This window comes from Pseudomonas sp. W3I7 (assembly GCF_030816095.1).
Taxonomy (GTDB): domain Bacteria; phylum Pseudomonadota; class Gammaproteobacteria; order Pseudomonadales; family Pseudomonadaceae; genus Aquipseudomonas; species Aquipseudomonas salomonii.
Map to the genome: position 1 here is coordinate 5487167 of NZ_JAUSXP010000001.1, position 23983 is coordinate 5511149.

A 23983-nucleotide genomic window follows, 5' to 3' on the forward strand; every position below is an offset into this window, starting at 1 on the left:
TGGGTCCTTTATTACCAAATACGCGTATGGCACTCGTTATACGGCAATCGGCGCGCCGGTGGGAGGGGCTACCGACCTCTGACCACTGAAGAATGCACTCAATATGCCAATTTCGTCGGCAATCAGCGTTCAATGATCGCCGTCACACCCTGACCACCGGCGGCGCAGATCGAAATCAGCCCTCGGCCCTTGCCCGCCGCGTCCAACAGTTTGGCCAGGTTGGCAACGATGCGCCCGCCCGTGGCGGCAAACGGGTGCCCGGCCGCCAATGAACTGCCTTTGACGTTGAGCCGGCTGTGGTCAATGGCGCCCAGCGGCGCATCCAGCCCCAGGCGGGTCTTGCAATATTCCGGGTCTTCCCAGGCCTTGAGTGTGCACAACACCTGTGCAGCAAAAGCCTCGTGAATCTCGTAGTAGTCAAAATCCTGCAGTGTCAGGCCATTTCTCGCCAGCAAGCGTGGCACCGCGTAGACCGGCGCCATGAGCAGGCCTTCGGCGCCGTTGACGAAATCCACTGCAGCCGCTTCACCATCACGCAAGTAAGCAAGAATCGGCAAGCCGCGCTCCTTGGCCCAGGCTTCGCTGCCCAGCAGCACCAAGGAGGCGCCGTCGGTGAGCGGCGTAGAGTTACCGGCAGTGAGCGTGCCCTTTTCACTGCGCTCGAACGCCGGTTTAAGGCTGGCGAGTTTTTCCAGGGTGAGGTCGGGGCGCAGGTTGTTGTCACGGGTGAGGCCCAGGAACGGCGTGAGCAAATCGTTGTGCCAGCCTTCGGCGTAGGACGCAGCCATTTTCTGATGGCTTTCCAATGCCAATTGATCCTGCTCGCCGCGCGGGATCTGCCAGGTCTGCGCCATCAGCTCGCAATGATGGCCCATGGACAGGCCGGTGCGCGGTTCGCCATTGCGCGGCAGCTGCGGCTTAAGGTGATGGGGACGAAGTTGTAACAGGACTTTTAATTTATCCGCCATGGACTTGCTGCGGTTGGCTTGCAGCAGAATTTTGCGCAGGCCTTCATTCACACCGATCGGCGCATCGGAAGTGGTGTCGACGCCGCCGGCAATCCCACACTCGATCTGGCCCAGAGCAATCTTGTTGGCCACCAGCAACGCCGCCTCCAGCCCCGTGCCGCACGCCTGCTGAATGTCATAGGCCGGGGTTTGCGGCGACAGACGCGAGCCCAGCACGCATTCGCGGGTGAGGTTGAAGTCGCGCGAGTGCTTGAGCACCGCCCCGGCCGCCACCTCGCCGATGCGCAGGCCGTGCAGGTTGTAGCGCTCGATCAAACCTTCGAGGGCAGCGGTGAGCATCGCCTGGTTACTCGCCGTGGCATATGGGCCATTGGAACGGGCGAAGGGGATGCGGTTACCGCCAATGATCGCTACACGGCGCAATTGAGTCATGGAAAGCTCCCTGAAGGTTGTGGGTCGAGTCTTTGAGACTAGCCTAGGCTCAATCGAACGACTTTCACCTATTGATGGTCCACCGTTTGAACCCCAGCACTCGGAGAGCGTTCCATGTCTGACCGTTATATCGACTTCGCCAACTCAAGCCTCGGCCATCGCCTGGTCGCCGCCATTGGCCTGCCGTCACCGGTACGCCTGGAACGCTGGCAGGCCGGACGCCTGCGCCCGGTAGAGGGTGCACTGCTGCTGGGCGGCGGCGCGCTGGCCGCCAAAGTGCAGGTGTTTGCGCACAAATTGACCGACGCGATTTACACCTACGGCGCCGAGTCGTCGACCTGGATCCCGGGCCACGGCCCCAAGCTCAAGGCCGTGGTGTTCGACGCCAGCGACTTGCAGCACACCGACCAGCTCAAGCAACTGCGCGAATTCTTTCAGCCTTTGTTGAAAAATCTTGATCACAGCGCGCACCTGGTGATTCTGGGACGCGCGCCGGAAAGCCTCAGCGATCCGTTTGCCGCCAGTGCGCAACGCGCCCTCGAAGGGTTCAGCCGCTCACTGGCCAAGGAACTGCGCAGCGGCGGCGTGTTGCAACTGTTGTATGTGGGCGACGGCGCCGAGGACCAGCTGGAAGGCGCGCTGCGTTTCTTCCTGTCGCCGAAAAGCGCGTATATCTCTGGCCAGGTTATTCGCCTGCAAGCCTGCGTCACCCCGGTTGAAGACTGGACGCGCCCGCTGGCTGGGCGCAAGGCGTTGGTCACCGGTGCTGCGCGTGGTATCGGCGCGTCCATTGCCGAAACCCTCGCACGCGACGGCGCCGAAGTGATCGTGCTGGATGTGCCCCAGGCCAAGGCCGACCTCGAAGCCCTCGCCGCTCGCCTGGGCGCGCGCACTGTGGTGCTGGATATCTGCGCCGAAGACGCCGCCACACAGTTGATCGAACACCTGCCGGACGGCATCGATATCGTGGTGCATAACGCCGGCATCACCCGCGATAAAACCCTGGCCAACATGACCCCGGAATATTGGGACGCCGTACTCGCGGTCAATCTCAATGCGCCGCAAGTGTTGACCAAGGCTCTGCTCGACAGCGGCACCCTGCACGACAACGGCCGCGTGGTGCTGCTGGCGTCGATCAGCGGGATTGCCGGTAATCGCGGGCAAACCAACTACGCCGCGAGCAAGGCCGGGCTGATTGGCCTGGCCCAGGCCTGGGCGCCGCTGCTGGGCGAGCGCGGCATCAGCATCAACGCGGTCGCGCCGGGTTTTATCGAAACCCAGATGACCGCGCACATTCCCTTCGCCCTGCGTGAAGCCGGGCGGCGCATGAGTTCTTTGGGCCAGGGTGGTTTGCCGCAAGACGTGGCTGAAGCCGTCGCCTGGCTCGGACAGCCGGGCTCCGGGGCCGTCAGCGGCCAGGCGCTGCGGGTGTGTGGGCAAAGCCTGCTGGGAGCGTGACTATGCAGTGGCAGACATTGGACAGCACCCCGTTTCTGTTGCCGCTGTATTGGCGGGCGGCGCTCAAGCGCAAGATCAGCGGCAGCACCTTGCCTGATGGCGGACTGCGCTGCCATGTACGCGTGAACCCTGAGCACGTCGCGGCCTATCGCAAGGTCTGCGGGTTCGCCGACAGCCCGGTGCTGCCGGGCACTTATCCGCATATCCTGGCGTTCGGTTTGCAGATGCAGTTGCTCACCGACAAACATTTCCCCTTTCCGCTGCTGGGACTGATTCACCTGAGCAATCGTATCCGCATCCACCGGCCATTGGGCGGCGTGAATAACCTGATCGTTGGCGTATACGCGCACAATTTGCAGCCCCACGCCAAGGGGGCGACCTTTGACATTGTGACTACGGTGGAGGATGCGCTGGGGCTGTTGTGGGAAGCCGACAGCCGTATGCTGTGTCGAGGCGTGACGCTGGACGGCGAAGCGCAAGAGGCGCCTTTATCCGTGTGCGGCACTGTCAGCGAAGTCGCGCGGTGGAAGGCGCCCGCCGACATCGGTCGCCAATATGCGCGGGTATCCGGCGACTACAACCCGATCCACCTGAGCGCGCTGACGGCCAAGCTGTTCGGCTTTCCCCAGGCTATCGCCCATGGGCTGTGGAATACCGCGCGCACATTGGCCGCGCTGAATGAACATTTGCCTGCCGCCAATGTAGAAATAGAAGTCGAGTTCAAAAAACCGGTACGCCTGCCCAGTGAAGTGGTATTGCTCAGCAGTGCCGCAGGCTCGAGCGGAGAGTTGCAATTGAAAGGCCCCGGCGATATTCAACATATGCTCGGCAAGTGGCGGCCCATCGCCTGAAAAATGCACATTAATTGTATATATACACCCTAAGTTATAGCGGACGCCTCGGCGTCCGTTTTTTTATTCAACCCCATGAATTATAAGATATAAACATCTTGATACATCTCTCGATTACACCCTTCGTATTAGTCATTAAGCCGACCACGGCCTGGTGTATATAAATCGTTAATACCAAGTTGAGCGTTGCGCGAAAGAGTGCCCGGGTCTGTGATGACAACACGGACAACCGTATCGCTATCCCAAGAAATAGCGAGCGTTTGAAAACAACCAAGGTTGTACAGGTGCAAGGGAACTCAATCATGAAAACTCAAACTCAAGTAGTGCTTTGGAAAGCAAGTACCGCGCTGGCCCTGGTCATGGCGATGAGCCTCGGTGGCTGCAGCAGCGGTGGTGGCGGGCATCACAGCAGTGTGGCGGCCTCTTCGCCTGATGCAGGTGCAGGTGCAGGTGGTGGAACCGGCGGTGGTACTGGTGGCGGCACAGATGGCGGAACCGGCGGCGGTACTGGCGGCGGCACAGATGGCGGAACCGGTGGTGGCACTGGCGGCGGTACAGATGGCGGAACCGGTGGTGGTACTGGCGGTGGCACAGGTGGCGGAACCGGTGGTGGTACTGGGCGGCGGCACTGGCGGTGGAACCGGTGGTGGTACTGGCGGCGGTACAGGTGGCGGAACCGGTGGTGGCACTGGCGGCGGTACAGGTGGCGGAACCGGCGGTGGCACTGGTGGCGGAACCGGCGGTGGCACAGGTTCGACCACTACACCTCTGGTTACCGGCCAGATTGCCGGCACCCTGGGCGGCACTGTCGGTAACGTAGGCGCAGCAGTCGGTGACCTGGGTTCGACCTTGAACAATGTGCCTGTTGTCGGCACAACGGCAGGCGGCCTGGTCACGGCCACCGGCACTGCGGTCACCAGCATCGGCACCGGCGTCACCAGCGGCCTTGGTTCGCTGGGCACTAACAGCAACTCCCTGGGCATCACTGTCGCAGGTGTAGGTAATGGCGTCGCCGACCTGGGCACTGGTCTGTCGACCACTGGGAAATCGCTGTCGACCACCCTTGGCGGCGTGCCCGTGGTGGGCGGCTTGACCGGTGGCGTAGGCGGTACGGTAGGTGGTGTTGTGGATAAAGTCGGCGAGACCGTCACCATGCTCGGCAATACCGTCAGCACGGCCAGCACCACTGGCCCATTGGGTTCGTTAACCAACACAGTGGGCGGCAAAGTACTGGTGCCTGTGGTGTCGCTGGTGGAAAACACCACCGGCAACCTCGGCAAGGCCACCAGCCTGGGCAACCCTGTGAATGGGCTGCTGGATAAAGTCGGTAGTACCGTCACCGGCGTGGGTACTCAAGTCGCCAGTGCTGGCGGTACCGGCAACCCTATTACCACCATCGTCGGCAGCGCTCTGACGGGCGTAGGCGGCACCCTCGATAAATCCGGCGGCTATGTGGATCCAGCCAGCGGCGCCGCGGCGCCCGGTATACCGGAGTTGGTCGGCGGCCTGGTGGCCAACGTGGGTAACGGCCTGAATGCCGGCAACACCAACGGCACGGTGAGTGCTGCCGGTGTCACCGGTGGCGCAGTGGGCAACACTGTCGCCTCGCTCGGCACGGTTATCGGTGGCACTGGCGTCGCCAACACCGCCGCCACGGCGCCGGTCGCAGGCTTGGCCACTAACGTCGGCGCGGCGCTTAATCCGGTAACGTCCGGTGTGGCCACCCTGACCCAAAACGTCGGCACCACCACAGGCGTCGGCGCCCCAGTCAACGGCGTGCTAACCCAAGTCGGCGGTGCGGTGAGCAGTCTCGGCACCAACCTGACCGCCGCCAATGCCAACCCAGTCACCAACGCGGTAGGCACCACCGTCACCACAGTCGGCAACACCGTAGGCTCGGTAGGTGGCTTGGTCACCGGTGGTACCAGTGGCAGTGGCGGTGGTTTGCTCGGCGGCCTCACCGGCGGCACCGGCGCCAGCACAGCGGGCAGTGGCACCACAACCACGGGCACAAGCGGCGGTCTGGGCGGTTTGCTGAATGGCCTGACCGGCAAAAAATAAATTGCACCTGGCCGATTAGACGGCCTCCCCTACAGCGCCTACGCTTGGTTGAGACGAGAGACCCTTATAAGGCTCTCGTCTTTTTTATGGGCCGGTCTGATCAAAAAAACCTCGCCCTCCCGAACCGCGTCCCAGAACCCGGCGGGCCCGAAGCGCTGCAGCAGTTTGACCATGGAGTGTCCTATGCGCGTGTTGACGCCGTTGTTATTGCTCACCCTCAGTGCCTACGTTCAGGCCGAGCCCCTTCCCAGCTTCCTCAACAGCAACGACACCATCCGCAACCTGCCGGTGCCCAACCTCCCCGCCGACGCTTATCGGCCGACCCCACCCGAGACCCAGTTGCCGCAAGCGCCCGCCACCCAGAAACAGCCGTTGCTGATGGACACCAAAGTCACCATCCGCAAGCTGCAGATCGAGGGCGGTACGATCTACCCGCTGGACGAAACGGCCAAGGCCTACGCGCCGTTGATTGGCCGTGAGACCAACCTTGCGCAACTGATCGAAGCCACCCGCACGATCACGCGTCGCTACCAGCAGGACGGCTACCTGTTGTCCTACGCGTTCCTGCCGCAACAGACCTTCGAAAACGGCCTGGTGCGCGTGGTATTGGTGGAGGGTTACATCAAGGATTACGAGCAAAGCGGCGACATCGGTTCAGTCTCGGCCTACGTCGACAAGCTGGCTGACAAACTGCTGGCCGAGCGCCCGCTCACACGCAAGACATTCGAGCGCTATACCACGCTGATGGGGCGTATCCCCGGCGTGACCCTGCAGGCGCAAGTGCCGCCGCCGGGCACCACCGATGGCGCCACGCACATGAAGATCGAGGCCTCGCGCAAGCCGTTTACCACCAGCATGAGCCTGGTCGACAACAACCGTAATGGCACCCAAGCGTTGCTCACCGCCACCAGCAATTCCCAGACGTCCATGGGCGAGCAACTCTACGTCAGCGGCCTGTTCCCGCCGGGCGACGACAAAGAACATTACTACCGCGTGGGCTACAGCCAGTTCATCAATGCCGAGGGCAGCCAATTGATACTGGCTGCCGAGCGTTATCGCGCCGACCCCAGCAGCAATATCCAACTGGACGGTGGCTTCGAACTCAAGCCGCACCAGTCGATCGACCGCTATACCATCGGCCTCAGCCACCCGCTGATTGCCTCACCCAATGAATCGCTGACCCTGGCCACACGCCTGTATGCCGTGGACCAGACCACGCGCTATCAACTGGTGGGCTACCCCAACCGTTTCGACATCGAAAGCGACCTGCGCGCCCTTGCGTTCGAGGGTGACTGGCGCAAGTCCGACACCCGTCAATTGCGCATCCTCAGCGCCGGCCTGTACCAAGGCATCAACGGCCTGGGCGCCAGAGCTCACAGCGACCTGGGCACGGCAAAACCTGATCTGGACTTCTTCCGCCTGCGCCTCTCCGGGGTGCAGAGCGACAAGTTCTTCGACAACTGGCAAGGCGTGCTTTCAGGTGCGTTCTACTGGAGCGACGCCACATTGCCCGACAGCGAGCGCGCCACCTTCGGCGGGCAGAACTTCGGCCGCGGCTACCCCGATGATCAAGCTTCGGGCGACAAGGGCTGGGGCGTGGCGTATGAGGTCAACTACAGCTTCAACCGCGCGGGCGACTGGGTAAAGATCCTGCAACCCTATGTGGTGCTTGATCGCGCCAAGACCTGGTTCAACGAGCTGCCGGTCAAAGGCAACGACATGTCCTCGGCGGCCGTGGGCCTGCGCTTTGGCGATAACAAGTACTACAACATCGCCCTGGAAGCGGCCAAACCGATGTCGGACATCGCCCTGGACAGCTTTAACCGGCGGCCGCGGTATACCTTGAGTTTCAGTTATCAGTTGTGAGGGGCTGCGGAGTACATATCCGTTGCTGCGGTAACGGCCGCCTATGGTTTCGCTCTTACAGCGACTCACTTTTCGAAGGACCGGAATGCCGGCCCAGCAAAAAGTAAGCAAAAGGCCCTCGCCCCAACCCTCGGTGCCTCGCTGTGGCTCGGCATGCCCGCAATCCGCCAGTGATTTGGGGGGGGCGATTTCAGATCAAGATCAAAAGCGCAGATCAAAAGACCGCTGACTTCGCCAGCGAAAAGGAGGCAAGCCAGCTCCCACAGAAAAGCAGCTCTTCAGTGCATGCAAATCTGCAGTCGACCTCATATTCAAAACTGCATGCGGTCAACTGTGGGAGCGGGCTTGCTCGCGAATGCGGTGGGTCAGTCAATTCATCTATAACTGACACACCGCATTCGCGAGCAAGCCCGCTCCCACATTTAGACCGCGTTGCATCAGGTACATAGGCTTTTGCTTTGCACTTGATCTGGCTTTTGCTTCAACCACTCAGGTCGGCTTTCAGGCCGCCGTGCTCTGCTTTTGATCTTGCTTTTGATCTCAGGCGCCCCGTCAACCACGATGGCCGAACGCAGGCTTGAATCCGTGGGTAACCCGGCAGGACGCCGGGTTAGCCGCGCTGGGCCAAGGATGGCCCATCGCGGCGGCCCACGGATTCAAGCCGGAGTGAGGGCATGCCGAGCCTAGGCGAGGCACCGAGTGGTGGGGCACAGACCTTTTGGTTACTTTTGGGGCGTTTGCCAAAAGTGACCCGCTGTAAGAGCGGCACCATAGGCCGCCGTTACCGCAGCAACGGATATGTACTCAATACCCCCCGCTACAACCGAGCTTTCTGCTGAGGAAAAAGACTGTTAAGCGTATCAATCAACCGCACCAGATAAATGGGCTTGCGAAACAGATCCAGCACCTGCAAGCGCAGCATGTCGCTCACATCATCCATCTCGGCATGGCCGGACATCACGATCACCGGCAGGTGTTGGCGATCGGTGTGTTCGCGCAAGCGCTTGATCAGGGAGATGCCACTTTCCTCTGGCATGCGCAGGTCAGTGATGACCAGGGCAATGTCAGGGTGCAGGGTCAGCTCCTGCAAAGCGAACGTGACCGAGGTAGCGGTAAAACAAACGAAGCCCTCGTTCTCCAGCGACTCCGCCAGTTCTACGAGGGCATCTTCTTCGTCGTCCACCAACAGGATTTGTTGACGCAAAGGTGCGGCTGCAGCATTCATGGGCACTACCTGCTGTCACCAATCAAAACCGTCTGAACTCAACAGCAGGCCTTCTCAAATTCACGTCGCGGTAATCGCCGCCTCAATCCTGTCAAAGAAGGCCGTAATCTGAGGCCCCAGCGTGGTCCCGGCTGCCAGTATCACCAACGCTACAATCGCCACCAGAATCAGATATTCAATCGCGGTCGCGCCTTCTTTGCGATGAAAAAGTAGCTGAAGTTGAACATGGAGTTTAATCAACAGTTCGAGAATCATCGTACTACTCCTTTGGGCGACCAGACGCCCTAACTCGGTGCTGCACAGTAATTGCCATGTGCCACCTGAGCATTGTCAACAAACCCCGACCTCACAACTGTAAGAACTGATTAATCACAAAGTAGTGGTCATTTTGCTGGCGCCTGAATCCCTTGTTTTCAAGGCAATCGAGGCTCGCCGCGAAGAAATCTTTCTGTCAGTAATGGCATTTTGTCCTAGCTGAACTACCTTCAAATAGCGAAATAGTTAGTCACTGTTCATAGCAGCCAGGTTGCGGAATTAGCCTGTTCGGATCGACGGGTTTTAGTCCAACAGGAAAAGGAGAGCCGTCATGAACACGCGTCTGAGCATGGTACTGGCCGGTGTGCTTTTGGTCGGTGCGCTGTTTGCCGGTTACTGGGGGTTGGTGCTCAGTCGCGAACCTGCCCCGGCGCCGCCACCGCCGCCAACCGCACCCGTCGAAAAAGCCGTCGCCGTGGTCGAGGACCAGACCCGCCAATCGGTGGTGGTACTGGCCCACGATGTCCCGCCCTTTATTGCCCTGACCGCCGCCGACCTGAGCATCGAAAAACTGCGCACGGCGCCAGCGGGCAGCATGACCAGCGTGGACCAGGCCATCGGCCGCACACCGTGGCGCGCCCTGCAGGCCGGCACCTGGCTCAACGACGAAAGCTTCAGCCCCGGTGGCCCACTGGCACGGATGATTCGCCCAAACGAACGCGCGCTGGCGGTGGCCGTGGATGAAGTGATTGGCGCTGCCGGCCAGTTGAGCCCTGGCGACTATGTGGACGTGCTGCTGTACCTGCGCCAGGACGTCGCCAACGTCGAACAATCCGCCCAAGTGGTGATCCCCGCCATGCGCCTGCTCAGCGTCGGCGATCAAATGGGCCTGACCAACGACGGCGTTCCCGCTTCACCGCCGGCAATGACCGCCGAAGAAAAAGCCCAACGGCACGCGCCCTCCCGCACCGTGGTGCTGGCGGTGCCCGAACAACTGCTGAGCCAACTGATGCTGGCGACCCAGGCCGGCACTTTGCGCCTGGCCGTGCGCAGCGCCGATGAGCGCTTGCTGAGCCACTACTGGGCCGGTGAAAGCGATGCACCGGGCAAGCTGCAAAGCGCCAACCGCGACCTCTACCAATTCACCCAACTGGCCTTCGTCCAGGCGCCCAAAAAAGTCGCCCAGGGTGGCCCCGCGCGCCGCACCGGTGTCGAGGTGATACGCGGCAATCAAGCCACCCAACAAACGCCCGACTGAACAAGGATGCTGTGCATGAACCGACGTTTCGCACCGGTGTTCACGCTGAAAATCGTCTGTGCCCTGATGCTGTCGACCTTGTCTGTGGGGCTCGTTGCAGCCGCCCCGGGCAACTGTGGCAGCCTGGGCCAGCTACCCGCCGCGCTCTCCGTCGGCGAGGGGCTGCAACAGGAACTGCAATCCCCCGTCGCTATCACGCGCCTGGCCATTGGCGACCCGAAAATCGCCGATGTACATCTGAACGGTGATCGCGGCTTCCTGCTCACCGGCATCGCCTCCGGCACCACCAGCCTGATGGTGTGGACGGCCTGTTCGAACACGCCGCGCCAGAGCATGGTGTTCGTCAAAGGCAAGGCCACCTCGGCATTGACCAGCCTGTCGTTGTCGCCGTCGGACGACCCGACGCTGCCCAGCCAGGTGCAGACCGACATCCGCTTCGTCGAAGTCAGCCGCTCCAAACTCAAGGAAGCCAGCACCAAGATCCTCGGCATCGGCAGCAACTTTTTCCTCGGCAGCCCTAAACTGGTATCCCCGACTGCCGGCACCTTTCGACTGCCGGTGAGCGACAGTAACTTCAATATCGGCTTCGGTGGCGGGCGTGTCTCCGCCATGATCAACGCTCTGGAAAGCAGTGGTTTTGCCTACACCCTGGCCCGCCCAAGCCTGGTGGCGTTGAGCGGGCAAAGCGCGACGTTCCTGGCCGGCGGCGAAGTGCCGATCCCGGTACCCAGCAGCGCCAGCAACAACATCTCGATCGAGTACAAGGAATTCGGTATTCGCCTGACACTCACGCCGACGGTGATCGACCGTAACCGTATTTCTCTCAAGGTGGCGCCGGAAGTCAGCGAACTGGACTACAGCAACTCCGTGACCATCCAAGGCATCCAGGTACCGGCGCTGACCATCCGTCGCACCGACACCAGCGTGTCACTGGCTGACGGCGAAAGCTTCGTGATCAGCGGCCTGATCAGCAGCACCAACACCACCACTATCAGCAAGTTTCCAGGCTTGGGCGATATCCCGATTCTCGGCGCGTTCTTTCGCGATTCCTCGGTCAACCGCCAGGACAAAGAGCTGCTGATGATCGTCACCCCGCACCTGGTGCAGCCGCTGGCCGCCAATGCCCAACTGCCATCGTTGCCCGGCGAGAAGCTGCGCACCTATGACCCGAACTGGTACCGCCTGTACTTCATGGAAAACGGCAATTTCGACCGACTCAATGGGTTGTCTCAATGAGCGATAGTCTGAGCCAGACGTTTCTGGCAATCACCCGCAACACCACCGACCTGGAATGGCTGCAGGGCGCGCTGGCACCGCTTGGCCAAGTGGTCAGTGCCGGCAGCGGCACCCTCGACGAGTTGCTCGCGCTGGTGGACGTGACCTTCGCCAACCTGGTGTTTATCGGCCTCGACCGCGAACACGTGGTGGCCCAAAGCGCGCTGATCGAAGGCGCGCTGGAGGCCAAACCGATGCTCGCCATCGTCGCCCTCGGCGATGGCATGGACAACCAGTTGGTGCTCAACGCCATGCGCGCCGGCGCCCGCGATTTTGTCGCCTATGGCTCACGCTCCAGCGAGGTCGCCGGGCTGGTACGCCGCTTGAGCAAACGCCTGCCGCCGGTGACCACCAACACTCAACTGGGTGGCCTCACCGTGCTCTACGGCACCCAAAGCAACGCCGACGGCGCGCTGCTGACCAGCCACTTGGCGCTGGTGGTGCAAAAGAGCAGCCAGCAAACGTTGTTGCTCGACCTGGGCCTGCCGCGCGGTGACAGCCTGGCGTTGCTGGGGCTGGAAAGCTCGTTCAATTTCGGCGACGCCTTGCGCCATCTCAGGCGTCTGGACACCACCTTGATCAACAGCGCGTTTACCTGCGCTGAAGACGGCCTGCGCATTCTCGCCTACGCTCCCAACGACGAGCCTCTGGAACAGACCAGCGCCGCCGAGCTGTACATGCTGCTCAGTGCCTTGCGCCAACACTTCCAGCACATCGTGGTGAACCTCGCCGGCCAGCCCGACAGCGAAGCGCTGCGCACCTTTGTCAGCCATTGCGACAAGCTGCTGTGGTGCACCGATCAGAGCGTGCTGGACTGCCGTCGCAACCTCGGCGTGCTGAACCAGTGGCGCGAAAAAGGCATGAAGCTGGAACACGCCAAGCTGCTGGTCGACCGCTACATCAAAGGCTGCGCCCCCGACGCCGAAGCCCTGAGCAAAAGCTATGGCCTGGAGGTGATCGCGGTGCTGCCGCTGAGCGCGGAGGTGCGCCTGAATGCCAAAAACCAAGGGCAAACCCTGTTCGCCCTGGCCCCGCGCGAAACCCTGACCCACAACCTCAAAGCCTTGGGCGAGCGCCTGGCAAAGCGCTCCGAAGGCATGAAGCAACCCTCGCACACCTGGTTTGAACGCCTGCTGAGGGCTGGAAAATGAACGGTGAAAAACTCTTCGGCGCCCCCGCCCGCGGCCTGGGTGGCAACACTGACCACGACGGGCTCAAGCTGGTGCTGCATCGCTACATCATCGATGCCATCGAGGAGTCGGGGAAAAATTTGCTGGAGGGTTCACGCCCGCTGTTGGCGCAGTTTGTCATCGACAAAGTAGCCGAATACATCAACCGCATGCACCTGGCGATTTCCCGGTATGAGATGGAACGCCTGGCCGAAGAGATCGTCGATGAGCTGACCGGTTTTGGCCCGCTGGAAGTGTTGCTGCGCGACCCGTCCGTAACCGAAATCCTGGTCAACGGCCCGCACCGGGTATTTATCGAACGTGACGGCTTGCTGCATCAAAGCGACCTGCGCTTTATCGATTCGCACCACGTTGAACGCGTGATGCAACGCATCCTCGCACCGCTGGGGCGGCGCCTGGATGAGTCGTCGCCGATGGTCGATGCGCGCCTGCCGGATGGCAGCCGGGTCAATGCGATCATCCCGCCGATTGCCCTGGACGGGCCGTGCCTGTCGATTCGTAAGTTCCGCAAGGACATGCTCAAAAGCAGCGACCTGGTGGCAATGCAGACCATCGACCAGAACATTTTCGACTTCTTCCAGGAAGCCGTGGGCAAGCGCTGCAATATCCTGATCAGCGGCGGTACCGGCACCGGTAAAACCACGCTGCTGAATATTCTCAGCCAACTGATCAACCCCCATGAACGCCTGGTCACCATCGAAGACGTGGCCGAGCTGCAACTGGGCCACCCCCACGTGGTGCGCCTGGAAACCCGTCCGCCGAATGCCGAGGGCCACGGCGAGGTCAAGGCCAGCGACCTGATCCGCAACGCCCTGCGGATGCGCCCCGACCGCATCATCCTTGGCGAGATCCGTGGCGTGGAAGTGCTCGACGTACTCACCGCCATGAACACCGGCCACGACGGTTCCATGAGTACCGTGCACGCCAACAACGCCGCCGACGCGCTGCTGCGTCTGGAAACCCTGGTGGGTTTGACCGGCCGCGTGGTGGCGGAGAAAACCCTGCGGCAAATGATCTGCGCGGCGCTCGATGTGGTGATCCAGTTGACCCGTTTGCCGGACGGGCGTCGTTGCGTCAGCGAAGTGGTTGAGGTGGTGGGTATCCGCGAAGACGTGTACGTGACCAATACCCTGTTCCGCCATGACCGGCGCACCGGCTTCGGCTTCTTGCGCGAAGCGGTCAACCCCGCCGGCGATAAACTGCGCCGCGAACCGGCTTAGCCTTGAAAGGGACATGACCATGACAGGGGCCATTCTGCTACTCATCTGCCTGATCCTGATCGGTCTGTCGGTCCGCTCCTTTCAGAACGGCCTGCGCCGTGCCCAGACCGAACGGGTACTGAGCCGGCTCGCCGAGGGCCAGCCGCAGCTCGGCGAAGAAGCCAACCAGTGGAGTGGCGTGGAACGGATGTTCCTGCGCGCAGGCCTGGGCAAACCCACGGACAGCCTGGGCCTGTGGCTGGCGATCTGGGCCTTGGGCGTGGCGTTGGGACTGCTGGTGGCCGGCTGGCTCGGGCTGCTGGTGATGCTGGTGCTGCCGCCGTTGCTGCTGCGCCTGTACATTGCCTGGCGCTACCAACGGCGCATCAAGCGCATGATCGAACAGCTGCCGCAATTGCTCGACCACACCGTGCGCAGCCTCAAGGCCGGGCGCACCCTGGCCGACTCGGTGCTCGGCGGTATCGAGATCACCGAAGACCCACTGAAACAGGCCATGGGCCGCATCCAGCGCAACGTGCAGCTGGGCGTAAGCCTGCCGGAGTCGACCCACGACTTTGCCGAATTCTACGAGCGTGATGAGTTTCGCCTGTTCGCACTGGGCTTGAAGATCAACCATCGCTATGGCGGCAACGCCAGCGAACTGCTGGAAAACCTGATCAAGATGATCCGCGAGCGCGAGCAGGCCGCCCGCCAGTTACGCGCCCTGACCGGCGAAACCCGCGTGACCGCCTACGTGCTCGGCGCAATGCCGATTTCGATGATCGGCTACTTCCTGGCGGTGAACCCGGCTTACCTGATGACCATGTGGAACGACGGCACCGGGCGCATGCTGTTGTTCGTGGCACTCGGCATGCAACTGCTGGGCTGCTTCACCTTGTGGCGCATGCTGCGGAGCGTATGAGATGGCTATCCCACTACTGATCAGCGCCGTAATGCTCCTGGCCGCCCTGGCGCTGGTGCTGGCCAACCTGCTCAAACACCGGCGCGGCCAGCGCCTGGTCGCCCAGCGCTTGCAGGGCCAGATGGGCCGTGAACGCACGCTCAATACGTTGATGCGCCAATTGGGCAACAGCCCTATCGCGCAACGCTCAGTCAGCCTGGACAACGAAACCCAGCTGCTGCTCAGTCGCGTCGGTTGGCGCCAGGCCAGCCAACGCTCCATGTTCGCCGCCCTGCAGGTCGGCACGCCGTTGTTGACGCTGGGCGTGGTGCTGGTGGGCCAGCAGGTGCTGTTTCCCCACACGGCCTCGCCGTGGCTGGCGCCCGCAATCGGTTTGGGTATCGGCTACCTGTTGCCCAAGCGCATCCTGGCCTGGGCCGCCAAGGCCCGTCAGCAGCGCATTTCCCGTGAGGTATCGACCTTCATTCCGCTGCTGCGCATCCTCTTCGAGTCCGGCATGGCGGTGGAACAAGCGCTGCGCGTGCTAAGCCTTGAAGCGCAGCGCCTGCTGCCGGACCTGACTTATGAACTGCGCCTGATCCTGACGCGCGTCGACTCCGGCCTGGAGCTGAGCGAAGAGCTGGGCAAGACCGCGCGAATACTGGCCGTGGATGAATTCACCGACACCTGCACCATCCTCCAGCAACTGGTGCAGCAAGGCGGCGGCGCGATGAAATCGCTGCTGGCGCTCAAGCAATTGCTCGACGACCGGCGCCTCACACGCATTCAGGAATTCGTGTCGAAGATGTCGGCAAAGATGTCGGTGGTGATGATGGTGTTTCTGTTTCCCGCCCTGCTGATCGTGCTCGGGGGGCCGGCGTTCATCGGCATCTCCCGGGCCTTGAGTCACTTATGAGGACCGCCCGATGAAAGCGTTGATAGCCGGTTTGAGCCTGTTGCTGCTCGGGGGTTGCGCCAGCAACGGCCAAACGCCGTGGGCAGCCCTTACGGCGGGCGGCAGTTGCCCCAAGCCTGGGTCTGACCAGGAACTGGCGCTGAACCTGGCCGATGAAATGGCCGGCGACGGCAAGCTGCACGCCAGCCTGGCCAATCTGCAAAACCTGCCGGCCAGCTTGCCCCAGGTACGCTTGCGCCAGGCCAAGGCGTATCGCCTGCTCGGACGCGCCGAGGCGCAGGGGCTTTATCAAAGCCTGATCGGTACCTGCATGGCGGCCGAAGGCGAGCACGGCCTGGGCCAATTGGCTTCGGCCAAGGGCGACAACAGCCAAGCCATGGCGCACCTGCAACGCGCGGCGCGGCTGGCGCCGACCGATGAAAAAATCCGTAATGACCTGGGCGTGGTCTACCTCAACCAGCTGCGCCTGGAAGACGCGCGCTTCGAATTCATGACCGCCATGGAGCTCAAGCAGAGCGACCCGCTGGCGGCGATCAACCTGGTCACCCTGCTGATCTATCAGGACAACTGGAAGCAGGCCGCACAAGTGGCCAGCCAAATGAACCTGAGCCCCGAACAAGTCACCGACGCCCAGGCCCGCGCCGAGAAACTCAAGGGCGCCAGCCTTCCCGTCGCCAAGGCCAAAGACCAAGTGGCGACCGTGAGTGATGCCGCCAGCACCCCGAGGAATTGATCATGAAAATACCGTATCTGGCCAGCCTCGCCGTGCTGGCATTGCCCCTCGCTGTCATGGCCATTGAGCCCGGCCCGTCATCGCCGCAGCAGGCGGTGACCGAAAGCTGGCTGACCTTGCAGTCCAGCGGGAAAGAAGCATCAAACACCCGGCAAAAAGCCTCCGCCGCCGAACGTGACCTGGCGGCGCAACGCTTGCTGGAAAGCTACAAGCACCCGATTCCGGAGTATTTCGATCAGAAGGCAGGCGGGACAGTACAGAGCGGTAACTGATAGCACCACATCGCTGAAGTCGAACTCGGTCAACTGTGGGAGCGGGCTTGCTGTGGCGAGCAAGCTTGCTTGCGCTGGCGTGCGAAGCGCGCCCAGAAAAGCCGGAGACTGCTGCGCAGTCAACGGGAGCAAGCTCCCTCGCCACAGCAAGCTCCCTAACCACAGCAGGCTCCCTCACCACAGAAAGCCCGCTCCCACAGGTGATCAGTGGGCAGTGACTCGCTGGCGCATCGCCGAGTTGCTGGGCGACAACGCCAGCGCCAACTGCGTGCGGTTATGCATGTGCGTCAGGCGCAACACCTGGGACACGTACAGCTTCACGGTGTTCTCGGTAATCCCCAACTCGCAGGCGATCTGGTAGTTGGTCTGCCCCTTGCCCACCAGCCGCGCAACATCCAGCTGACGTGGCGACAGCTGGTTGAAGATCGCCGGAATCTCCAGCGGCCCGGCCTCCTCGGCCGACACCTCGTCACCCTCATGCCCTGGCGGGCTGCGCCGTGCTTTGTCGAGGTCCTGGTACAGGTCGTTGATGGACTCGGAAAGAAATTGCAGCTTCTGGTTCAAGTGCCCCAGTTGCAGCTCTTTCTTACGCTCCTCCAACGCCGCTTCCTGGCGCTGCAAACCTTCGAGCAGTTCATCGAGATTGATCGGCTTCTGGTAGTAATCCGCGATCCCGGCGCGCAGCGCCTTGATCACATCCTGCTTGTCCGCGCGGCCGGTCAACATGATCGCCTCAAAGGCGCGCTGCTTGCCCGCAACCTTCTGCAGGGCCTGGACCAACTCGATGCCGTCCATGTCCGGCATATGCAGATCGCACAGTACCAGGCCAATATCGGCGTCTTCGGTAAAACGCTTCAAGGCCTGCTGGCTGGATTCACACGGGACACAGCGGAAACCGCTGCTTTCAAGAAATTCACAGAGCTCTTCCACGATCAGTGGTTGATCGTCGACCACGAGCACTTTTACTGCAGAGATAAGCTTGTTCACGCGCTACTCCATGCATTGCAAGCCAAAAGTTTGACTAATCCTTCACCACGAATTTTCCTGTACAACCACGTATTAAACGTAGACGTACTTTCCAACTATGTACATAGCGTTAATACCCTCAGACGATTAATGGATCCAAAACCAGGCGGCGGCGAAACCCACCAGTAAAAACGGCGCAAACGGCAGTTTTCTTGACGGATCCGGCGCCAGATAACCCAGATGGTTTTTAACCCCTTGACCCATAAGCGGCCAAAGCCTTGGCGCGGCCAAAATCCATAGCACATTGGCGACGGCGGCCCCCACAAATGAACCCAGCAGGTAATCGGCATTGGAGGCCAGCGCCAGGGCCGCGAGCAGCTTTACATCACCGGCGCCCAGGCGGCCCAGGGCGTAACCGGGCAAGGTCAGCAGCAGCGCCAGAAAAAACGCCCACAGCCCCTGCCCGACGGAAGCGCCCAGCCAGGTGTGGCCCGTCCACACGAGGTAGATCAGCGCCAGCAACGCCGCGCCCAGCGTCAGGCGATTGGCGAGCAGGCGCTGGCGAACGTCCTGCACGGCACACAGCCCCAACCACAACAGCACCACTGCGCTATGGATCACGTAAAAAACATCCCTTTTCACCGATTGATTCTATGCTGATATCAAGTAGTAGCCGTCAGGGTAGACGCGGTGATGAAAACAAGCCTCCCCGAGAAGCAAAAAGGCGCGGCAGCCATCGAGTTCATTGCCGTGTTCGTGATTTTTTTTGCCGTGTTCTACGGCACGGTCAGCTATAGCCTGCCGCTGCTGCTGTTGCAGTCGTTCAACCAGGCCACCGCCGAAGCCGTGCGCCTGAGCGTAGGGCTGGACCCCAATATGCAAGGCTACCCCGCCGCCGTACAGGCCACTGCCAAATCAGCGGTGGCTACCCGCCTGGGGTGGATTCCTCCCGCCTACAAATTCAACGCAGCCACACACGTCACCACCACCTTTACCGGTGGACTGTTGTTGGTGCAGATCAACTATCCCTCGGCCAATCTGCAGGCGGTGATGCCTTTTATTGTCCTGCCGGGCATTGGCACCGTGCCGCAGCTGCCGACGGTATTGCAGGCCCAGTCGAGCCTGCAGTTTTGACCTCGGGGGACACGTTGTTCGGGCGCCTGCTCGGTCGCAATGGCGCGCTGGAAATCGACCCGCCCGCGCCGCCGTCTGCCGGGTTGCATGTGCAGCTGGATGGCCAAGGCCGGGTGCTCGACCTCAGCGGCACGTTGCGTCCACAGTTGCCGCCACTGGTTAACTCGCCGCACTTGCAAGCGCTGCTGAGTGCCCACAGCGCCGTGACGGTTGAAGGCGTGCCCGCCGATTGGCAGCGCCACAGCCTCGACCTGGATTTCCACGGGATCGCCGGGCAAATCCTGCACACCCGCGGCACGCTTCAACCCCTCGACAATGGCTGGCTGCTGCACGCCGTAGACATTGGCGACTTGCTCGGCAGCCGGCAATTGGCCGAGCAGCGCGAACAGAACCACCAATTGACCAGCCGCGTCAGTGAGCAACTGCGCGTGTGCAGCCTCAGCCGCCTGCCCGAGGTGTTCAACGAACAGTTGTGCAGTGTGTCGCAGCGCTGGCGTATTCCCTGTGTGGCCCTGGCCCTGCTCGATCAAGAAGACCAGGGCTGGGTGATTTACAGCCAGTACGCCAACCATGACGCGCCGCTGTTCTGGCACACCGGCCAGCGCCTGGGCACCTGCCTGGACAGCCTCAACGGCACCACGCCGCTGAGCCTGCAAGCCCCCTATGGGCGCGGCGAGCACCCGCGTTTGCACAGCATTTTCGGCAATGCCGATGGTTTCCTCGTGCCCTATCGCGACGGTCAAGGTATCGCCGCTTGGCTGCTGTGCGGCGCCTACAGCGGCCAGCCTCACAGCAACGACCGCGACTGGCTGAACCTCGCCGCCGCCCTCGCCGCGCCCTTGCTCAGCCGCCTGCGCGAACACCGCCACCATCAACAACTCGAACGCCAGGAAGCGTTGCAAGGCCTGTTGGGCACGGGCTGGTTTGAGTTGTTGCCCGCCAGCGACGAAATCCAGCTTGCCGCCCAATTGATGCGCAACCTCGACCCGGAAGACGGCCCGACCCGGCAACCCCTCGAGGCGTGGCTGAACCACATCCACCCGGCCGACCGCCAGGAACTGCACAGCCGCCTGCGCGACCTGCAAAGCCTCGGCAAACCCTTGCTCGCCAGCGTGCGCCTGAACCGTGGCGACGGCGCCACGCCAACCTGGTATCGCGTGCAGGGCCAGGTGCTGGGCGCCGGTGATCAGCGGCGCTGGGTCGGCTTTATGCTCGACATCAGCGACATCCAGAACCAGCAGCTGCAAGCCGACGCCGCCCGCGCCCGCCTGGACAACCTGATCGCCAGCTCACCGGCGGTGATCTATGTGCAGCGCTATATGAATGGCGCGCTGCAGCCGGTGTTTTTCAGTCACAGCCTGCTGCCCTTGCTCGGTCGCACCCTCGCCGAATGCACCCATGACAGCCTGGTGCAATGGGTACACCCGGACGACCGCGACCTGTACTTCCAGCGCACCCGCCAACTGCTGCGTGAAGGCAGCGTGCGCAGCCGTTACCGCGTGCAAGACACACACGGTGATTACCACTGGCTGCTCGACGAAGCCAAGCTGCTGCGCGACGATCTGGGTGTGCCGGTCGAAGCGGTCGGCCTGTGGCTGGATGTGACCGACGCGACCCTGGCCGCCCAGCAGGTCAGGGACAGCGAGGAGCGTTACCGTATCCTCGTCGAAGACTCCCCGGCGATGATCTGCCGCTATCGCCCGGACCTGACCCTGACCTTCGGCAACACGCCGCTGGCCAATTATCTGGAGTGCCAGCCTGCGCAGTTGCGCGGGGTGAACCTGGGTGAATGGCTGTCGACCGAACAGCGCGAAGCGTTTGTGCAGCGCATCCAGCAGTTGACGCCGGAGTTCCCGGTGAGCACGGCGGAAATCAGCCTGCAATTGCCCGGCCGCGAACATGCCTGGTGGGTGTGGTCGGACCGAGGCGTTTTCGATGAGCACGGCGCCCTGGTCGAAGTGCAGGCCGTGGGCCGCGACAACACCGAAGTGCGGCGCTCCCAGCAGCAACTCACGCAAAGCGCAAAAATGGCCACCCTCGGCGAAATGGCCACCGGCCTGGCCCATGAGATCAACCAGCCGCTGAACGTGATGCGCATGGCCATCGTCAATGTGCTCAAGCGCCTGAGCAATGGCGATGTGCAGATCGACTACCTGACCGAAAAACTCCAGCGCATCGACGCCCAGGTGCAACGTGCGGCGCGAGTGGTCGACCATATGCGCGTGTTCGGCCGCCGCTCGGAGGTCGAGCAGCAACCTTTCGACCCGGCGCAGGCGTTGGAGGGCACCTTGTCGTTGCTCAGTGAAGGCCTGCGTGGCAAAGGCGTTGAAGTGCGCCTGACCCAGGTGGATATCCCGGTGCAGGTCAAAGGCTACGTCGACCAACTGGAGCAAGTGCTGATCAACCTGATGGTCAACGCCCGCGATGCGCTATTGAGCCAACGCGAGAAGAACCCCGAACTGCGCCCCTGGATCGCCCTGCACACCGAACACGACAGCCGCCACGTGCGCATCTGGGTCGAAGACAACGGCGGCGGCATCGACCCACGCTTGCTGGAGCGCATCTTCGAGCCGTTTTTTACCACCAAGCCGATTGGCGTGGGCACCGGGTTGGGCCTGTCGGTGAGTTACGGCATCGTCGAGAACATGGGCGGGCGCCTGAGCGTCAGCAACGGCGAACACGGCGCACGGTTCTGCGTGGAACTGCCCAGGGCCACCGACGTTTAAATCACCAGGTAGGCCTCGCCGGTCTGGCCACAGGTGAGGTTGGCGCCGACGTTCACATTCACCAGGCTGATGCCCAGCATGCTCAGCAGGTTGTTGAGGATCGGGTTGAGCAGCGGGCCGAGCAGGCCATCCACGACGGGAGTGACGATGGCGCTGACACCACCGAGCAACGCTGTGACCGTAGGCGCCAGAATGCCCAACGGGCTTGCTCCGGACGGTTGGTACGCCGTGATGCCCACGCCATTGAGTGTGGTTGAAAGGCTGCTCACCACATTGGTGGCCGGCGTCGCGGCCTTGTAGGTCGGCGTAAGCCCCACATTCGGTGGTGTGGCAAATGGCGTAGTACTGGAGAACACCAGGGTTTGATTACTTGCCGCAATCGGGCTTTGCACCTTGATCCCAATACCCCCACCGGCAAACGGCACGCGCGGATCACAGCTGCCGATGCCGAGAATCTTATGGCAGGTCTTGGTGCCAATATCGATCAGCGGCAACGGCGCTACCGTCATCGGTAAGGTGGTGGAAAACGCATGGGTGATACTGCCCACATTCAACGACGCCAACGAGGTGGTGGTGTACGCCGTCAGGCTCTTGGTGCCGGCGTTGCCGGTCGGGCAACTGTAGGCGGTGACGTAACTGCTCGCGGCGCCGGCATCCAGCACGACGTTAATCGGCAGGTTGCCGGGCAGCACCAGCAAATCCGCCTGCTGGCAACCGGCGCCCAGCAAACACAAGGCCGAGTTGATGGTGCTCACCAGGTTCAGGCTCAGCAGGCTGCCGAGCACCGGCGTCAGTGGCCCCAACAAGTCGTTGACCGCCGTGTTCAGCCCCGACAACGCACTCAATACCGGCAAGCTCACGGTCACTTGCGTGCGCACTTGGGCGGTGCGTACGTAAATTTTATTTGGCCCTGTAGGGTTGGCCGCTGCCAGCACCGGGTTGCCGATGGCCGACAACTGCGGCGGTTCGATCACTTTGACCTGGGTGGTGATATTGGCCAGCCCCAGCAGGCTCACGGGCAATGTTGCCGCCGCCGCGCTTTTGCTGTTGGACAGTTGCACCACGCCCTGGACCAGTTGAAACACCTGCAGGTTGGCATTCAGCGCTGCAGCAGTGGTGCCGGTCTGCAATTGCAGGATCTGCCCGACGGTCAACGGCGTCTGGTTGATCGCGGCGACTTGCAAGCTGCCCAGGGCGGTGATCACGTCCGCCGTTGCACCGTTGGCGGTCAGCACGGTGACCGCGGCCTGGATCAACTGCGCGGCGGTGACGTTGGTGTTGAGCAACTGGGTGTAGTTACCGGCGGCCACGTTGAGGTTGACCGCCAGTTGGTTGAGGTAACTGAGCAGGCTGATATTGGTAGTGAGCAAACCATTCCACCCGGCGACCGTCAGGTTGACGTTACCGCCGAGCAAGCCACTGAACAGCGGGTTCAACAGGCTCGCACTCGCCGAGTTGACGCTGGCCAGGTTGCTGTTGAGGGTCAGTTGGGCCGAAGGCGGCGTAGGCACCGCCGCCACGGCGGTCGCGGTCAATACGGTATTGAGGCTTACCGGGTTGCCCGAGAACAACGCCCACACCCCGGCGGCCACGCTGGTGGTCACGGTTTTGCTCACCACCACTTGAATCGCCGATGACACCGCAGGGTTGGCACTGAACATACGCCGGCCCGACGCGGCGGTGGTCACGGTGCCACATTGGGTCACCAGGGTATTGCCACTGCCCACCACAAAATGATTGCGCGCCACACTCTGCCCGGCAAACGCCGCCGCGCTCAGACCGCTCAGGCACGTGCCGCTGCGGCTCACGGCTTCCAGCGCCGCCGTGTCCGCCACGCCTTGCAGCTTGCGCTTCTCCAGGTACAGGCGGCCGCTGTCGATCATCAGCAATGTAAAGGCCAGCACCACCGCCAACACGCCGGCGGCCATCAGGCCGATTGCGCCACGTTGCCTGGAACCAAGTCGGGGAGACATCGAGCACTCCTGTGCCGGCGAGTTGCCGAGCGCTTACTCTCCTGGGATGCAATTGAGTGTAGACAAGGGCTGGAGGTGGTGAAGATCAAAAATGTGGGAGCGGGTTTGCCCGCGATGGCCATCGATATCTACACAACGTTAACGGGCTTGGGGGGTTGGGGGGTTGGGGGGCATATCCGTTGCTGCGGTAACGGCGGCTTATGGTTCCGCTCTTACAGCGGGTCACTTTTGTAAAGACACAAAAGTAACCAAAAAGTCTTCGCCCCAACACTCGGTGCCTCGCTGTGGCTCGGCATGCCCGCAATCCGCCAGTGATTTGGGGGG

The 23983-nt window shown here is 62.0% G+C and carries 20 protein-coding genes; 14 read left to right on the plus strand and 6 right to left on the minus strand.

Annotation, left to right across the window (positions count from 1 at the left end; all coding sequences use genetic code 11):
- Positions 1 to 122 precede the first annotated feature (122 nt).
- Positions 123 to 1400 carry an acetyl-CoA C-acetyltransferase gene (locus QF043_RS25425; protein ID WP_307420608.1) on the minus strand — a complete coding sequence of 426 codons (1278 nt, stop codon included), beginning with the start codon at positions 1398 to 1400 and terminating at the stop codon, positions 123 to 125.
- A gap of 114 nt (positions 1401 to 1514) precedes the next feature.
- On the opposite strand from QF043_RS25425, the gene QF043_RS25430 reads away from it, so the two are divergent.
- From QF043_RS25430 to QF043_RS25445, 4 genes are all read left to right on the plus strand, one after another.
- The gene (locus QF043_RS25430; protein WP_307420609.1) at positions 1515 to 2858 is read left to right on the plus strand and encodes a 3-oxoacyl-ACP reductase; all 1344 of its coding nucleotides are present in this window, start codon (positions 1515 to 1517) and stop codon (positions 2856 to 2858) included.
- A 2-nt stretch (positions 2859 to 2860) separates the two neighbouring features.
- Positions 2861 to 3709, plus strand: coding sequence for a MaoC/PaaZ C-terminal domain-containing protein (locus tag QF043_RS25435; RefSeq protein ID WP_307420610.1), 849 nt, complete (start codon positions 2861 to 2863; stop codon positions 3707 to 3709).
- A gap of 375 nt (positions 3710 to 4084) precedes the next feature.
- The gene (locus QF043_RS25440) at positions 4085 to 5770 is read left to right on the plus strand and encodes a collagen-like triple helix repeat-containing protein (RefSeq protein ID WP_307420611.1); all 1686 of its coding nucleotides are present in this window, start codon (positions 4085 to 4087) and stop codon (positions 5768 to 5770) included.
- A 183-nt stretch (positions 5771 to 5953) separates the two neighbouring features.
- The gene (locus QF043_RS25445; protein ID WP_307420612.1) at positions 5954 to 7636 is read left to right on the plus strand and encodes a ShlB/FhaC/HecB family hemolysin secretion/activation protein; all 1683 of its coding nucleotides are present in this window, start codon (positions 5954 to 5956) and stop codon (positions 7634 to 7636) included.
- 817 nt (positions 7637 to 8453) lie between these two features.
- Here QF043_RS25445 and QF043_RS25450 read toward each other — a convergent pair.
- Complete coding sequence (locus QF043_RS25450; RefSeq protein WP_307420613.1) at positions 8454 to 8861, minus strand: response regulator; 408 nt, start codon at positions 8859 to 8861, stop codon at positions 8454 to 8456.
- A 60-nt stretch (positions 8862 to 8921) separates the two neighbouring features.
- The gene (locus tag QF043_RS25455) at positions 8922 to 9116 is read right to left on the minus strand and encodes a Flp family type IVb pilin (protein WP_307420614.1); all 195 of its coding nucleotides are present in this window, start codon (positions 9114 to 9116) and stop codon (positions 8922 to 8924) included.
- A gap of 331 nt (positions 9117 to 9447) precedes the next feature.
- Between QF043_RS25455 and cpaB the strand changes: the two genes are divergently transcribed.
- Genes cpaB through QF043_RS25495 form a run of 8 tightly spaced genes read left to right on the plus strand, consistent with a single transcriptional unit; the run spans position 9448 to position 16860 of the window.
- Entirely contained in the window at positions 9448 to 10374 is a 927-nt protein-coding gene (cpaB, locus tag QF043_RS25460) for a Flp pilus assembly protein CpaB (protein WP_099488030.1), read from the plus strand.
- 15 nt (positions 10375 to 10389) lie between these two features.
- Complete coding sequence (locus tag QF043_RS25465; protein ID WP_307420615.1) at positions 10390 to 11610, plus strand: type II and III secretion system protein family protein; 1221 nt, start codon at positions 10390 to 10392, stop codon at positions 11608 to 11610.
- A complete protein-coding gene (locus QF043_RS25470) occupies positions 11607 to 12800 on the plus strand; it encodes a pilus assembly protein (RefSeq protein ID WP_307420616.1) in 1194 nt (397 codons plus the stop codon). The genes QF043_RS25465 and QF043_RS25470 overlap by 4 nt, the downstream gene beginning before the upstream one ends.
- Positions 12797 to 14059 (plus strand): CpaF family protein, encoded by a 1263-nt coding sequence (locus tag QF043_RS25475; RefSeq protein ID WP_017136720.1) that lies wholly within the window; start codon positions 12797 to 12799, stop codon positions 14057 to 14059. Before QF043_RS25470 ends, QF043_RS25475 begins: the two co-directional genes overlap by 4 nt.
- A 19-nt stretch (positions 14060 to 14078) precedes the next feature.
- Positions 14079 to 14960, plus strand: a complete 882-nt coding sequence (locus QF043_RS25480) for a type II secretion system F family protein (protein WP_307420617.1) — start codon at positions 14079 to 14081, stop codon at positions 14958 to 14960.
- 1 nt (position 14961) lies between these two features.
- Complete coding sequence (locus tag QF043_RS25485) at positions 14962 to 15855, plus strand: type II secretion system F family protein (protein WP_307420618.1); 894 nt, start codon at positions 14962 to 14964, stop codon at positions 15853 to 15855.
- Between the two features lie 10 nt (positions 15856 to 15865).
- A complete protein-coding gene (locus QF043_RS25490; RefSeq protein WP_307420619.1) occupies positions 15866 to 16588 on the plus strand; it encodes a tetratricopeptide repeat protein in 723 nt (240 codons plus the stop codon).
- Positions 16589 to 16590: 2 nt separating this feature from the next.
- Positions 16591 to 16860, plus strand: coding sequence for a DUF3613 domain-containing protein (locus QF043_RS25495; RefSeq protein WP_307420620.1), 270 nt, complete (start codon positions 16591 to 16593; stop codon positions 16858 to 16860).
- Positions 16861 to 17064: 204 nt separating this feature from the next.
- Here the strand turns inward: QF043_RS25495 and QF043_RS25500 are convergent, their stop codons facing one another.
- A complete protein-coding gene (locus QF043_RS25500; protein WP_305457471.1) occupies positions 17065 to 17847 on the minus strand; it encodes a response regulator transcription factor in 783 nt (260 codons plus the stop codon).
- Positions 17848 to 17973: 126 nt separating this feature from the next.
- Entirely contained in the window at positions 17974 to 18447 is a 474-nt protein-coding gene (locus tag QF043_RS25505) for a prepilin peptidase (RefSeq protein ID WP_307420622.1), read from the minus strand.
- Positions 18448 to 18519: 72 nt separating this feature from the next.
- On the opposite strand from QF043_RS25505, the gene QF043_RS25510 reads away from it, so the two are divergent.
- Complete coding sequence (locus QF043_RS25510) at positions 18520 to 18960, plus strand: TadE/TadG family type IV pilus assembly protein (protein ID WP_307420623.1); 441 nt, start codon at positions 18520 to 18522, stop codon at positions 18958 to 18960.
- Complete coding sequence (locus tag QF043_RS25515; RefSeq protein WP_307420624.1) at positions 18957 to 21686, plus strand: ATP-binding protein; 2730 nt, start codon at positions 18957 to 18959, stop codon at positions 21684 to 21686. The genes QF043_RS25510 and QF043_RS25515 overlap by 4 nt, the downstream gene beginning before the upstream one ends.
- On the opposite strand, the gene QF043_RS25520 is transcribed toward QF043_RS25515, so the two are convergent.
- Complete coding sequence (locus QF043_RS25520) at positions 21683 to 23659, minus strand: pilus assembly protein TadG-related protein (RefSeq protein ID WP_307420625.1); 1977 nt, start codon at positions 23657 to 23659, stop codon at positions 21683 to 21685. The genes QF043_RS25515 and QF043_RS25520 overlap by 4 nt on opposite strands.
- Between the last annotated feature and the right edge of the window lie 324 nt (positions 23660 to 23983).

Bases quoted from the DNA above. Each gene is read 5' to 3' on its own strand.
- QF043_RS25425 (WP_307420608.1), bottom strand. From the start codon at position 1,400: ATGACTCAATTGCGCCGTGTAGCGATCATTGGCGGTAACCGCATCCCC.
- QF043_RS25430 (WP_307420609.1), top strand. From the start codon at position 1,515: ATGTCTGACCGTTATATCGACTTCGCCAACTCAAGCCTCGGCCATCGC.
- QF043_RS25435 (WP_307420610.1), top strand. From the start codon at position 2,861: ATGCAGTGGCAGACATTGGACAGCACCCCGTTTCTGTTGCCGCTGTAT.
- QF043_RS25445 (WP_307420612.1), top strand. From the start codon at position 5,954: ATGCGCGTGTTGACGCCGTTGTTATTGCTCACCCTCAGTGCCTACGTT.
- QF043_RS25450 (WP_307420613.1), bottom strand. From the start codon at position 8,861: ATGAATGCTGCAGCCGCACCTTTGCGTCAACAAATCCTGTTGGTGGAC.
- QF043_RS25455 (WP_307420614.1), bottom strand. From the start codon at position 9,116: ATGATTCTCGAACTGTTGATTAAACTCCATGTTCAACTTCAGCTACTT.
- cpaB (WP_099488030.1), top strand. From the start codon at position 9,448: ATGAACACGCGTCTGAGCATGGTACTGGCCGGTGTGCTTTTGGTCGGT.
- QF043_RS25465 (WP_307420615.1), top strand. From the start codon at position 10,390: ATGAACCGACGTTTCGCACCGGTGTTCACGCTGAAAATCGTCTGTGCC.
- QF043_RS25470 (WP_307420616.1), top strand. From the start codon at position 11,607: ATGAGCGATAGTCTGAGCCAGACGTTTCTGGCAATCACCCGCAACACC.
- QF043_RS25475 (WP_017136720.1), top strand. From the start codon at position 12,797: ATGAACGGTGAAAAACTCTTCGGCGCCCCCGCCCGCGGCCTGGGTGGC.
- QF043_RS25480 (WP_307420617.1), top strand. From the start codon at position 14,079: ATGACAGGGGCCATTCTGCTACTCATCTGCCTGATCCTGATCGGTCTG.
- QF043_RS25485 (WP_307420618.1), top strand. From the start codon at position 14,962: ATGGCTATCCCACTACTGATCAGCGCCGTAATGCTCCTGGCCGCCCTG.
- QF043_RS25490 (WP_307420619.1), top strand. From the start codon at position 15,866: ATGAAAGCGTTGATAGCCGGTTTGAGCCTGTTGCTGCTCGGGGGTTGC.
- QF043_RS25495 (WP_307420620.1), top strand. From the start codon at position 16,591: ATGAAAATACCGTATCTGGCCAGCCTCGCCGTGCTGGCATTGCCCCTC.
- QF043_RS25510 (WP_307420623.1), top strand. From the start codon at position 18,520: ATGAAAACAAGCCTCCCCGAGAAGCAAAAAGGCGCGGCAGCCATCGAG.
- QF043_RS25520 (WP_307420625.1), bottom strand. From the start codon at position 23,659: ATGTCTCCCCGACTTGGTTCCAGGCAACGTGGCGCAATCGGCCTGATG.